The 12,638-nt window shown below is 72.8% G+C and carries 9 protein-coding genes and 1 pseudogene; 5 read left to right on the top strand and 5 right to left on the bottom strand.

The window, feature by feature from the left end:
- Positions 1 to 5 precede the first annotated feature (5 nt).
- The 3 genes from AC067J_RS24945 to AC067J_RS24935 all read left to right on the top strand — a co-directional run bounded on the left by AC067J_RS24945 (position 6) and on the right by AC067J_RS24935 (position 2,871).
- Positions 6 to 533 carry a heat shock protein transcriptional repressor HspR gene (locus tag AC067J_RS24945; protein ID WP_478302670.1) on the top strand — a complete coding sequence of 176 codons (528 nt, stop codon included), beginning with the start codon at positions 6 to 8 and terminating at the stop codon, positions 531 to 533.
- Between the two features lie 195 nt (positions 534 to 728).
- The gene (locus AC067J_RS24940; RefSeq protein ID WP_478302668.1) at positions 729 to 1,733 is read left to right on the top strand and encodes a hypothetical protein; all 1,005 of its coding nucleotides are present in this window, start codon (positions 729 to 731) and stop codon (positions 1,731 to 1,733) included.
- A gap of 511 nt (positions 1,734 to 2,244) precedes the next feature.
- Positions 2,245 to 2,871: a TIR domain-containing protein gene (locus AC067J_RS24935; RefSeq protein WP_093861139.1), complete on the top strand. Its 627-nt coding sequence runs from the start codon at positions 2,245 to 2,247 to the stop codon at positions 2,869 to 2,871.
- A gap of 7 nt (positions 2,872 to 2,878) precedes the next feature.
- Here the strand turns inward: AC067J_RS24935 and AC067J_RS24930 are convergent, their stop codons facing one another.
- The 5 genes from AC067J_RS24930 to AC067J_RS24910 form a co-directional block, all read right to left on the bottom strand.
- Positions 2,879 to 3,877, bottom strand: a complete 999-nt coding sequence (locus AC067J_RS24930) for a LuxR C-terminal-related transcriptional regulator (protein ID WP_478302666.1) — start codon at positions 3,875 to 3,877, stop codon at positions 2,879 to 2,881.
- Complete coding sequence (locus AC067J_RS24925; RefSeq protein WP_478302664.1) at positions 3,870 to 4,838, bottom strand: LuxR C-terminal-related transcriptional regulator; 969 nt, start codon at positions 4,836 to 4,838, stop codon at positions 3,870 to 3,872. The genes AC067J_RS24930 and AC067J_RS24925 overlap by 8 nt, the downstream gene beginning before the upstream one ends.
- Positions 4,831 to 5,766, bottom strand: coding sequence for a LuxR C-terminal-related transcriptional regulator (locus AC067J_RS24920; RefSeq protein WP_478302662.1), 936 nt, complete (start codon positions 5,764 to 5,766; stop codon positions 4,831 to 4,833). Before AC067J_RS24920 ends, AC067J_RS24925 begins: the two co-directional genes overlap by 8 nt.
- Positions 5,753 to 6,796: a LuxR C-terminal-related transcriptional regulator gene (locus AC067J_RS24915; RefSeq protein WP_478302660.1), complete on the bottom strand. Its 1,044-nt coding sequence runs from the start codon at positions 6,794 to 6,796 to the stop codon at positions 5,753 to 5,755. Before AC067J_RS24915 ends, AC067J_RS24920 begins: the two co-directional genes overlap by 14 nt.
- Positions 6,797 to 7,544: 748 nt before the next feature.
- Positions 7,545 to 8,687 (bottom strand): TDT family transporter, encoded by a 1,143-nt coding sequence (locus tag AC067J_RS24910; RefSeq protein WP_478302658.1) that lies wholly within the window; start codon positions 8,685 to 8,687, stop codon positions 7,545 to 7,547.
- Between the two features lie 71 nt (positions 8,688 to 8,758).
- On the opposite strand from AC067J_RS24910, the pseudogene AC067J_RS24905 reads away from it, so the two are divergent.
- Both AC067J_RS24905 and clpB read left to right on the top strand, forming a co-directional pair.
- Positions 8,759 to 9,664, top strand: a pseudogene (locus AC067J_RS24905) (LysR family transcriptional regulator); the annotation flags it as partial.
- Between the two features lie 297 nt (positions 9,665 to 9,961).
- Positions 9,962 to 12,568 (top strand): ATP-dependent chaperone ClpB, encoded by a 2,607-nt coding sequence (clpB, locus tag AC067J_RS24900; RefSeq protein ID WP_478302656.1) that lies wholly within the window; start codon positions 9,962 to 9,964, stop codon positions 12,566 to 12,568.
- Positions 12,569 to 12,638 lie beyond the last annotated feature (70 nt).

The raw sequence follows: 12,638 nt of genomic DNA, 5'->3' as shown, positions 1-12,638 counted from the left end.
ACCAGATGATCCCCGACAACACCGGCGCGGGCCACGGCCCGATCGGCCCCGGCATCGGCGAGGGACTCCCCGGCGGCGGCACCCCGCGTGCCCGCCGGGCCGCCCCGCAGCCCCAGTACGTCCTGACCGAGGACACCCCGGTCTACGTGATCTCGGTGGCCGCCGAGCTCTCCGGCCTGCACCCGCAGACCCTCCGCCAGTACGACCGCCTCGGCCTGGTCTGTCCCGACCGGACCGCCGGCCGAGGCCGGCGCTACTCGGCCCGCGACATCCAGCAGCTGCGCGAGGTCCAGCGGCTGTCCCAGGACGAGGGCATCAACCTGGCCGGCATCAAGCGGATCATCGAACTGGAGAACCAGGTCGCCGCCCTGCAGTCCCGGGTCGCCGAGCTGGCCGACTCCCTCGAAGGCGCGGCCACCGCCCTCCAGCAGCGCGAAGCCACCATCCACGCCTCCTACCGCCGCGACCTGGTCCCCTACCAGCCGCCCACCCCGCACTCCAGCGCCCTGGTGGTCTGGCGCCCCCGGCGCTGACCCCCCGCACGACGGCCTCCCGCCGCCGGTTTCCCTCTGGTCGGGGGGTGCCGGCGGCGCGGCGTTTGGTGAGAGAGTGCGCAAGTGGGTTCGCCCGGAGCAACCGCCACAGCAGAGCACGCCGATTGCATATCATCCGTAAAGCTCAGTGGCTACCAGGCGCTGCTCGGGACCTGACGTGGAGAGGAGCTACAAGTGAGCCCAGTCGCCAACGGGGACGACTTCCACCCCGGGGAGCAGGTCCTCTCCGACAACGCGCGAAAGCTCTACCTGGCCGCAGTGCATTCCGGCGGGCGTTTGACCGCCGACGCACAAGAAGACGCGAAGTCGGAGGTTCGGGAACTACTGGAACTCGGTCTGCTTGTGCAGGACTTGGACGATCACCAATCCCTCGTGGTGGCAGACCCCAATCGACTGTCAACGGCACTCAGCGCCACCTGGCAGCGGAAAGCACTACAACTGCTCTCCCGTTCCGCCCATCTGGTCAGCGAACTACAAGACCTGGGCGACGCCTACAACGAGCACACCAAGAAACCCGAGACGGGCGGCCCGATCGAATACATCAGCGGCAAAGTGCTGATCAATCAGCGTCTCGGCGCCCTGGTCGAGCGCTGCTCCACGGAGCTGCTGACCGCCCAGCCCGGCGGCGGACGCAGGCCGGAGACCGTCCGCACCGCCATGGAGCGGGACTTGGGCGTACTGCAGCGCGGCGGCACGATCCGGACCATTTACCAACCGAGTGCGCGATATTCCAGCCCTACGCTCGAGTACGTCGAGACCATGACCCATGAAGGCAGTCATGTCCGCACACTGGACGAGCCATTCAGCGTCATGATCGTGATCGACCGCAAGGTCGCCATCATTCCGGCCAGCGAGGACATGACCATGGCCGCATTCATCAGGGACACAGCGGTCGTGACGTATCTCGTCCAGACATTCGACGCCCTGTGGGAACGGGCGATCCCGTTTCCCGGCAGTCGCGAGGTGCCTCCGCAGGTGCTCTCCAGCCTGAGGCGCCAAGTCGTCAGGCTCATGCTCCAAGGCATCGGCCATCGCGTCATCGCGAGAAACCTCGGGCTCAGCGAAAGAACTCTGGCCCGGCACATAGCCGAGATGCGAGAGGATCACGGAGTCGACACGCTGTTCCAGCTGGGCTGGAAACTCGCCCAGCAGGAAAGCGAGGCCGGCTCGATCACCTGAGCAGGCCTACGCGGCGGACAAGCCCCACTGCGGTCTACTGCCAGCCACTGTCCGACATGGACAGTGCCACCGTCGTGGGGTTCGGGCCCTGCCAACCACTGTCCGAGTCGTCGAGCGAGGATCCGAAAAACAGCGCAAGGCCTATAAGGAGCGCAGAGACAATGAGGCGACGCGCGTAGCGCACGACAGCACTCCCTTCAGCGAGATACGGCAAACCTTCACCAGACGGCCAGTACAGGATAGATCCTGTCCTACCGCACAACAGTATGGATAGGCCGGGGAGTGTGTCATCTCGCTGCCATGCAGCGAGATGACATCTGGCGCCGCTGGACCACGGCAGCGCAACAGATGGACGATCAGTTCGCTGTCGACGGGTCAGGTCGATTCGTTGCCTATGTACATTCAAATTGCGGTCAGCGACTGCTCGACCCGACCTTGCTGATCACCTCACCACACCCACAGGCCAGTCGGATACGCCCTCCTCTCGCCGACTACTCCCCCCGGAGTCGACATGACCGAGCCCTACCTGCGTCACCACGACAGCCAGGCCCCCGAGGGCCGGCGTGCACGAGTCTTCCTGGCCGCGCCGCTCATGCGGCTGACCGGCCCGGCGGACAGTGTGGTGACGCTCGCCAGCCGGACGCGGCTGACGACCCTCCGCACCACCCTCCTCCGCAGTGGCGCCGCCGTGTACAGCGCTCACCACAGCGACGCGTGGACCGTGGCCGGCCGCGCCCCCGAGCCGCGCGTGCCGTCGGACTTCCGCGCCCTGCAGTCCGCCGACCTGGTCTTCGCCTACGTCGGCGCGCCCCTGTCGGCCGGAGTCAGCCTGGAGCTGGGCTGGGCGTCGGCGCTGCGGAAGCCGATCGTCCTGCTCGTCGACGAGGCCATCACCCACAACCCGCTGATCGCCACCATCGAGCAGGTCGCCCCCGTCCTGCCGCTGGTCTTCGACGACACCTGGTCCCAGGAGGCCCTCCACCACACCGTGGAGACCGCCCTCGACTGGGCCGGCATGGCGCTCTCCCTGCGCGAGGGCTTCTGGACCGCCCCCGGCGAGCAGTTCACCGTCCCCCGTCAGCAGCCCCCCGCCGTCGGCCCGACCGGCTACTGGCCCACCGGCGCGGCCACCGGCTGACCGCGGCTCACTCACCGGGCTCCCCCGCCCGGGCTCCGCGCATCTGCCAGCCCAGTTGGAACAGCGTCTCCGCGTCGTACAGCTCCCGGAGCCGGGAGATGTGCGCGGCCACCGTCCGCTCGCTCAGTCCCAGCCGTGAGGCGATCACCCGCTGGGTCAGCCCCTGGGCGAGCAGTCTGCCGACTTGCTCGTGCACCGCGGACTCGGCCGAACCGGCGGCCAGCGCGGCCCAGTTGACACCTTCGGCGTGCCGCCAGTGCTGCTCGAAGGTGTCCACCAGGAACGCCACCACGGCCGGATCGGTCACCAGCACGGCCTTCGTCCCGTCGGCGCCCTCCGGCAGCACCGCCACCGAACGGTCGAAGATCACCAGACGGGTGAAGTCGGCGGCCAGCGTCCGGATCGCGCAACCGAGTCGCGTGACCGCCGCGGCATAGCCGACCGTGGCCGGGTCGAGCCTGGCCGGCGGCTGGTAGATCGTCCGGATGCTGCCGCCCCCGCGCAGGTAGGCACTGGTGTGGTGGAGCATGTCCGCGATGACGTCGGCCGGACGGGCGCCTCCCGGCTGCATGGTCATGGACTCGTGCGGGTACTCCTTGGCGAGGCAGGTCAGCAGTGAGCGGATCTCCGGCACCCCCTCGACGTGCTCCACCCCTCCCGTCACGTCGAGGTGGCGCGAGGTGCGTTCGTAGGCCTGGATGAGTTCGTCCAGACGGTCCGGCAACCGCTCGGACTGCTGCAGCAGCCTGACCCCCTCCGCCCGCAGGTCCGCCGCCACGTGGTCGGCGAGCGCCCGCGGGCTCACGGCCACGTACGACGAGTCCAGTGCGTGCGACACCAGCAGGCCCAGGTGGAGAAGTTCCTCCAGCGCGCCCTGGTCCCCCGGGTCCACCTCGGCGGCCCGGATCCGGCCGCCCTCGCGCAGGACCGCGAGGTAGAACTCGCGGGCAGCGGCGTCCGGCAGCGCCGAGGTCAGCACGTCGGACGGCGTCTCCGGATCAGGCATCGCGGGCTCCCCTCATCTGCCAGCCGAGCTGGAACAGCGTCTCCGCGTCGTGGACCTCCCGCAGCCGGGCGATGTGGCCGGCGACGGTGCGCTCGCTCAGGCCCAGGCGGGAGGCGATGGTCCGCTGGGTCAACCCCTGCGCGAGCAGCCGGCCCACGTGCTCCTGCACCGCGGCCGGGTCGCCCGTACCCGCCACCAGGGCGGCCCAGTTGACGCCCTCGGCCTGCTGCCAGTGCTGTTCGAAGACGTTCACCAGGAAGGCCACCATGGCCGGGTCCTCCACGAGCGCCGCGACGGTGTTGTCCGGTACCGCCGGGATGAGGGCCACCGTGCGGTCGAAGATCAGGACGCGGTCGAAGGGGACGGCCAGGACCCGGACCAGGCAGCCCAGTTCCGTCGACCGCGCCGCGTACTCGGCGGTCGCCTGGTCCTGGCGCGCGGCCGGTTCGTAGATGGTGCGGATGACGCCTCCGCGCGCGGCGAAGCGGCGGGTGTGCTCCAGGGAGTCCTTCAGGTGCTCGCGGGGCCGCGCTCCGCCGGGCTGGGCGGCCCAACTCTCGTGCGGATGGTCCTCGATGAGCTGTGAGACGAGGTGCCGGATCTGTTCCATCCCGGCGATCCGCCGGACCCCGCCCACGAGGTCGTAGCGGCGGGGAGCGGCGTCGTAGGCCTGGGTCAGGTCGTCGAGCAGGTCCGGGACGGCCGCGGCCCGGGCGAGCAGCCGGGTGCTCTCGTGGCGCAGTTCGGCGCCGATCCGTTCGCCGACGGCGCGGGGGTTCACCGCGCTGTAGATGCCGTCCGCGACGCGCAGGTGGAGCAGGCCGGTGTCGACCAACTGCCGCACACCGTCGGCGTCCTCCTCCCCCACGTCGGCGATCCGCACGCGGCCGCCCTCGCGCAGGATCGTCCGGTACAGCTCGCGGGCGGCCTCGCCCGGCAGTCGGATGTCGTCTTCAGCCATGGCGCTCCCCTCGCATCTGCCAACCGAGTTGGAAGAGGTTCCGGGCGCCGTGGCGGTTCCGGAGGCGGGAGATGTGAGCGGCCACCGTCCGCTCGCTGAGGCCGAGCCGGGTGGCGACGGCGCGCTGGGTCAGCCCCTGGACGAGCAGGCGGCCGACGCGGGTCGTGGTGGGGTGGGGGCCGGGACCGGACCATTCCACGGCGGTGGCGCGGACCCAGTCGCGTTCGAAGACGGCCACCAGGGACGCGACGGTGGCCGGGTCGGTGATGAACGCGGCGACGCCGTGATCCGGATCGACGGAGACGACCGCCGCCTCCCGGTCGACGATGATCATGCGGTCGAACGGTTCGTCCAGGACACGGATCTGCGAGCCGTGGCGGGTGACCGCCTCCGCGTACTCGATCGCGGCCGGCTGGTGGCAGGCCGCGGGCTGGTAGACGGTCCGGATGCTGCGGCCGGTCTTCAGGAGGGGCAGCTCCTGGCGCAGGGCCAGTTGCAGGGTGGAGGCCAGGCGCAGGCCCGGCTGGGCGGTGAGGAGTTCCTGCCGGCAGTCGGCGAGGAGGAGGGAGATGCGGTGCCGGATGGCGTCCCGGCCCTCGACGCGGGTGGCCTCGGTGGCGGCCGGGGCGGGGTCGTGCACGGCGTCGAAGGCGTCGGTGAGGGCCGCGAGGGCGGCGGGGAGCCGTTCGGCGCGGACGAGCAGGCGGGTGGCCTCGGTGCGCAGTTCGGCGCCGAGGCGGTCGCCGACCGAGCGCGGGCTGACGGCCGTGTACCCGGTGGCCGTGCGGGAGAGCAGGCCGAGGAGGAGCAGCCGGTCCAGGACGGCCGGGTCCGCGTGGACCAGGTCGCCGGGGGCGAGGCGGCCGCCGTTGGCGACGGCGGTCAGGTAGAGGGAGCGTTCGGCCGCGGTGGGCTCATCCGTCGCCACGGCCGCCCCGCATCAGCCAGCCGAGCTGGAACAGGGTCTGCGCCCCGTACCGGTCGCGCAGACGGGAGATGTGGGCGGCGACGGTCCGCTCGCTGAGGCCGAGACGGGTGGCGACGGCTCGCTGGGTGAGACCGCGGGCGAGCAGCCGGCCGACCCGGTCGGGGGCGTTGTGGGTGTTGTGGGCGGGGCCGTGGGTGAGCGCGGCGGTCCAGTCGGTGGCGTCGGCGCGGGCCCAGTCGCGTTCGAAGGCGTTGACGATGAAGGCGATCGCGGCGCGGTCGGTGATGAAGGCCGCGGTGCTGTGGTCGTCGCTCGCGGAGATCACCGCGACCGAGCGGTCGAAGATCATCAGGCGCTGGAAGGGCTCGTCCAGGGTCCGGATCAGCGAGCCGTGCCGGGTGACCTCCTCGGCGTAGGCGAGAGCGGCGGTTTCGGAGAGCGCGACGGGCTGGTAGATGGTCCGCAGGGTGCAGCCGCGCTGCAGGAGCTGGACGTCCTGGACGAGTGCGCCCTGGAGCGCGTCGGCGGGCCGGTGGCCGGGCTGGGCGGTGAGGACCTCGGTGCGGCAGTCCGACACCAGCTGGGAGATGCGGTGCCGGATGTGGGTGTGGCCCTCGATGTAGACGGCGCCGCCGGAGCGCTGGGGCGGGCGGGGCATCGCGTCGTACGCGCGGGTGAGGGCGTCGAGGGCGCCGGGCAGGTTCTCGGCGCGGACCAGCAGGCGGGTGGCCTCGCTGCGGAGTTCGGCGCCGAGGCGGTCGCTGACCGAGCGCGGGCTGACGGCGGTGTAGCAGGCGTCGATCGGGTTGGGCATCAGCAGGCCGATGGCGACGAGCTGGCGCATGGCGGGCCGGTCCGGTTCGGGGACGTCGGCGACGGGGACGCGGCCGCCGTCGGCCAGGATGGCGAGGTAGAGCCGGCGGGCGGCCTCGTCGGGCTCGCCGCCGGACGCGGCCGGGCCGGGGGCGGGGTCCGCCTCGGTGCCGGTCTCCGGAGCGGTCGCCGGATCCGCCGTCCCCTCGAACGTCACGTCGAACGCTCCCTGCCGGATGTCTCGCGGATGTGTGTGCTCCTCGCACGCCGCGCGCGTTCGCCGCGCGCGTCCGCCGGGCGTGATCACGGTACTGGGGACCGGCGGGCCCCCGGACTCCGGGTGCCGTCGCACGCGGGCCCGGGGGGCCGCCGGTCGTACGCCACGGTCACAGCGCTTCCTGCGAGGCGGAGCAGCAACGCCTCGCCGGCTCCGGTCCCGGGTGCCATCACCACACATGGCGTCCCGGCCGGCGCTCTTCCCCCCGATATGCAGGCACGTGCGGACGTACCGGTCGCATCCAGTAATGAAGAGCAAGTCGCCGTCATCGGGCTGCGGATGCCCGGGCGACCTGGCGTGACTCCACCCTCACAGCGTGACGGCCGGTGAACAAGTGCCGCCCGACTGCATGTTCTCGCAATTGCAGAAACCTGCACCGCCGGTGCGGCCGGATGTGCGGGCGACCGCTTCCGGTTTCTGCGAATGCGCAGGTCAGCGCGGTGCGACGGCGGAAACTCAACCGGTCGGCCGGTCGGTGACGGACGACCGTCGTCCGGTCCGGCCGTGTTCGCTCGGTAACCGGCCGGAGCCGGACGGGAACGCTGCGAAGCCGAGTGGGGAGGAGCCGGAGCCGCGTGGGGACGAGCCGGAGCCCGCCGCCGGTCCCCTGGCTCGGCGAGCTCCGGCTCAGCGAGCTCCGACTCAGCGAGCTCCGACTCAGCGGGCTCCGGCTCGGCGGGCCCCCGGCTCAGCGGGCCAGCAGCCGGCCGCCGGCCAGTCCGGCCGCCGTCCCGGCGGCGGCGAGGGCCCAGAGGGCGAGCAGCAGCACGAACAGGCCGGTGGCGAGCCCGGTGAACCCGGGGAAGCCGGTGTGCCGGGCGAGCGCGGCGGCCCCGGTGACGCAGGTGCCCACCGGGAAGGTGTACGCCCACCAGGTCATCGCGAACGGCATGCCGGCCCGCCGGGCCCGCAGGTTGGCGGCCACGGCGAGGGCCAGCCAGAGCATCGCGACGCCGAGCACCGCCACCCCGTACAGCTCGGCGAGGGCCAGCGCGACGGGCGCGACCGCGGGGGTCACCGGGCGGGCGGCGTCGGCGAGTTGGTGGACGGCGGTGGTGGACTGGCCGAGCGGGCCGAGCACCAGGAACAGCGAGGGGGTGAGCACCAGGGTGGGCAGCTTGGTGTGCACCAGGCCGGTGAGCACCACCGGCAGCAGCGCCAGCGTCGCGAGCAGCCCGACCCCGAACAGCGCGCAGCAGCCGTACAGCAGAGCCTGCTGGGCGGTGCCGGCGGGCAGGTGCGGGATCAGCGCGGGACCGCTCGCGGAGGCGACCAGCGGGGCGACCACCGGCAGCAGCCAGGTCGGGTTGGCCTCCAGCGGGGAGACGGCGTGCCGGGTGATCATCAGGTACGGGATGCCGACCGCGACCAGCAGCGCGTACCCGGTGCCCGCCGTCCAGAGCACGGCGTCGAGGGCGACGGCCGGGCCGGTGCCGATGACGCGCGAGCCGATGGTCAGGGTGCCGAGCCCGACCGAGAGCAGCGCCATCGGCGGACAGCCGTAGAAGACGGCGGTGGCCGGGTTGTCCAGCAGCTGGGCGCGGGCGGCCTCCCGGTGGCGGGTCAGGTGGACCAGCCGGGCGGATCCGAGCAGCAGCAGGCCGGCCAGTCCGAGCGCCCACATCAGCTCGCCGAAGCCGATCAGGCCGGGCAGCCGGACCGGGAGGGCGGCCGCGCCGTTGCCGATGATCGCCGTCCCCATGACCACCGCGTACCAGTTGGGCCCGAGCTGCGCGAGGTCGAGGCGGCGGGCGCGGTCCGACGGGCGGAGCCGGGGACGGGGTCGCGGGCGGGGGCTGGGACTGGGACGGGGGCTGATCAGGGTGGCCATGGCACCAACCGTCTCCCGGGGCGCCCCCGGCCGGTAGCGCCGCACGCTCTATGAGGACATAGCCTGAATCTATGGCCCTCTCCCCGCGCGTCCCCGAACTCGGTGCACTGGAGCTGCTGCTCGCAGTGGCCCGGCTCGGCAGCGTCGGCCGGGCCGCGGCCGAACTGGGGGTGAGCCAGCCGACCGCCAGCGCCCGGATCAAGGGCATGGAGCGGCAGATCGGCGTCCCGCTGCTGGACCGCTCCCCGCGCGGCTCCCGGCCGACCGAGGCGGGCCGGCTGGTGGTCGAGTGGGCGCGGCAGGTCGTGGAGGCCGCGCAGGCGCTGGACGCCGGGATCGACGCGCTCCGGGAGCGCCGGGACGCCCGGCTGACCGTGGTGGCCAGCCTGACCGTCGCCGAGTACCTGATGCCCGGCTGGCTGCTGGCCCTGCACGAGGCGAGTCCGGGGACGGCCGTGACGCTGCGCACCGCCAACTCGGCGGACGTGGCCGGGCACGTGCTGGCCGGGGACGCGGACCTCGGGTTCGTCGAGGGGCCGTCCGCCCCGCCCGGGCTGGCCGGCGCGGTGGTGGCGGCGGACCGGCTGGTGGTCGTGGTCGCGCCGGACCACCCCTGGGCGCGCCGCCGCTCCCCGCTGACCGCGGCGGAGCTGGCGCAGACGCCGCTGGTGCTGCGGGAGCCCGGGTCGGGGACCAGGGAGGTGCTGGAGATGGCGCTGGCGCCGTACGGGGGCGCGGCGCGGCCCCGGCTGGAGCTGGCCTCGTCGACGGCGCTGAAGGCGGCGGCGATGACCGGCGCGGGGCCGGTCTGCCTGAGCGAGCTGGCGGTGGTGGAGGAGCTGGCGACCCGGCGGCTGGTGGAGGTGCCGCTGGCGGACGGGCTGGACCTGCGGCGTCCGCTGCGGGCGGTCTGGCCGGCCGGCCGCCGGCCGAGCGGACCGGCCCGGGAGCTGCTGACGCTGACCCGGCGGACGGCCGGCCCGAGGCGGTCGGCGGGGGCGCGGCTGGCGACGGGCCCGCGCCTGGCCACGGGGTCGCGGCAGACTGCCGCCGCCCGACAGGCGGCCGGTGCGCGCTCGGAGGCCGGTGCGCAGCCGGAGGCCGGTGCGCGCTCGGCGGTGCCGCCGGCCGCCGGGGCCCCTGCGACGGGGGCCCGGAAGCCCGCTCCGAGCGCCCGCCCCGACCGTTCATCTGAAAGTTGAGCGGAATAGACTCAACTTAGTGCATGCTGTAGACAGCAGATTCGACGCACGACAAGGGAGGACACCCCAGCAGTGGACGCCAGCAAGTTCACCACCAAGACGCAGGACGCCCTGTCCGCCGCGATCCGGCAGGCCGGGGGCGCGGGCAACCCGGACGTCAAGCCGGTGCACATCCTGATCGCCCTGCTGGAACAGCCCGAGGGCATCGCCAGGCCGCTCCTGGAGGCGGTCGGCGCGGACGTGCCGCGGGTCGAGGCCGAGGCCCGCCGCCTGCTGGCCGGGCTCCCCAGCGCGATGGGCTCGACCGTCGCGGCGCCGCAGCTGGCCCGCGACACCCTGGCGGTGCTGACCGAGGCCGGCAAGCGCGCCGACGACCTCGACGACCAGTACGTCTCCACCGAGCACCTGCTGGTCGGCCTGGCCGCCGAGGGCGGGCCGGTCGCCGAGCTGCTGGTCCGGCAGGGCGCCTCCCCCAAGGCGCTGCTGGCCGCGTTCAAGGACGTCCGGGGCAGCGGGAAGGTCACCTCGCCGGACCCGGAGGGCACCTACAAGGCGCTGGAGAAGTACGGCACCGACCTCACCCAGGCGGCCCGGGACGGCAAGCTCGACCCGGTGATCGGCCGGGACCAGGAGATCCGCCGGGTGGTCCAGGTGCTCTCCCGCCGGACCAAGAACAACCCGGTGCTGATCGGCGAGCCCGGCGTCGGCAAGACCGCCGTCGTCGAGGGCCTGGCGCAGCGGATCGTGGCCGGCGACGTGCCGGAGTCGCTGCGCGGCAAGCGCCTGGTCGCCCTGGACCTCGGCGCGATGGTGGCCGGCGCCAAGTACCGCGGCGAGTTCGAGGAGCGGCTGAAGGCCGTCCTGAACGACATCAAGCAGAGCGACGGCCAGGTCGTCACCTTCATCGACGAGCTGCACACCATGGTCGGCGCGGGCGCCGGCGGCGACTCCGCGATGGACGCCGGCAACATGCTCAAGCCGATGCTGGCCCGCGGCGAGCTGCGGATGGTCGGCGCCACCACGCTGGACGAGTACCGCGAGCGGATCGAGAAGGACCCGGCCCTGGAGCGACGGTTCCAGCAGGTGCTGGTCGGCGAGCCCAGCGTCGAGGACTCGATCGCCATCCTGCGCGGCCTCAAGGGCCGGTACGAGGCGCACCACAAGGTGCAGATCGCGGACGCCGCGCTGGTCGCCGCGGCGACGCTCTCCAACCGGTACATCACCTCCCGCTTCCTCCCCGACAAGGCGATCGACCTGGTCGACGAGGCGGCCTCCCGGCTCCGGATGGAGATCGACTCCTCCCCCGTCGAGATCGACGAACTCCAGCGCTCCGTCGACCGGTTGCGGATGGAGGAGCTGGCACTGGAGAAGGAGTCGGACGCCGCCTCGGTCGACCGGCTGGCCAAGCTGCGCCGTGATCTCGCCGACAAGAACGAGCAGTTGAGCGTCCTCACCGCCCGGTGGGAGCAGGAGAAGAAGAGCCTGAACCGGGTCGGCGAGCTCAAGGAACGGCTGGACGACCTGCACGGTGCGCTCGAACGCGCCCAGCGGGACGGCGACTTCGAGCGTGCCTCCAAGCTGATGTACGCCGAGATCCCGGCCGCCGAGAAGGAGCTCAGCGACGCCCAGGAGCGTGCCGCCGGCCAGGACGCCTCCGCCTCGATGGTCAAGGAGGAGGTCGGCCCGGACGACGTGGCCGACGTGGTCGCCTCCTGGACGGGCATCCCGGCCGGCCGCCTGCTGGAGGGCGAGAGCGCCAAACTCCTGCGCATGGAGGAGGAGTTGGGCCGCCGCCTGATCGGCCAGGCGGAGGCCGTCCAGGCCGTCTCGGACGCCGTCCGGCGCACCCGCTCGGGCATCGCCGACCCGGACCGGCCGACCGGCTCCTTCCTCTTCCTCGGCCCCACCGGCGTCGGCAAGACCGAACTCGCCAAGGCCCTGGCCGACTTCCTCTTCGACGACCAGCGGGCCATGGTCCGCATCGACATGAGCGAGTACGGCGAGAAGCACTCCGTCTCCCGCCTGGTCGGCGCCCCGCCCGGGTACATCGGCTACGAGGAGGGCGGCCAGCTCACCGAGGCGGTCCGCCGCCGCCCGTACAGCGTGGTGCTGCTGGACGAGGTGGAGAAGGCCCACCCCGAGGTCTTCGACGTCCTGCTCCAGGTGCTGGACGACGGCCGGCTCACCGACGGCCAGGGCCGCACGGTGGACTTCCGCAACGCGATCCTGATCCTCACCTCCAACCTGGGCAGCCAGTTCCTGGTCGACCCGGCCACCCCGGAGGCGCGGAAGAAGGACCTGGTCCTGGAGTCGGTGCGGGCCGCCTTCAAGCCGGAGTTCCTCAACCGGCTCGACGACATCGTGGTCTTCGACCCGCTCGGCACCGCCGAACTGACCAGGATCGTCGATCTCCAGGTGGCCCGGCTCGGCGACCGGCTGCGCGAGCGGAGGCTCACCCTGGAGGTCTCGGCGGCCGCCCGCGACTGGCTGGCACTCACCGGCTACGACCCGGCGTACGGCGCGCGGCCGCTGCGCCGGCTGGTGCAGTCGGCGATCGGCGACCAGCTGGCCAAGGCGATCCTGGCCGGCCAGGTGCACGACGGCGACACCGTCCTGGTCGAGCGGGACGAGGACGCCGACCGCCTCACCGTCCGGGCCCGCGGCCCGCTGGAGAAGTAGCGCCGGGAACGGCACCGGAAACAGCGCCGGAGGAGGCCCCCCGACCAGGGCGGCCGACCTCCGGCGCTCC

Source organism: Kitasatospora sp. NPDC042419, from assembly GCF_056437345.1.
This window is presented reverse-complemented; position numbering and strand designations above follow the sequence as displayed.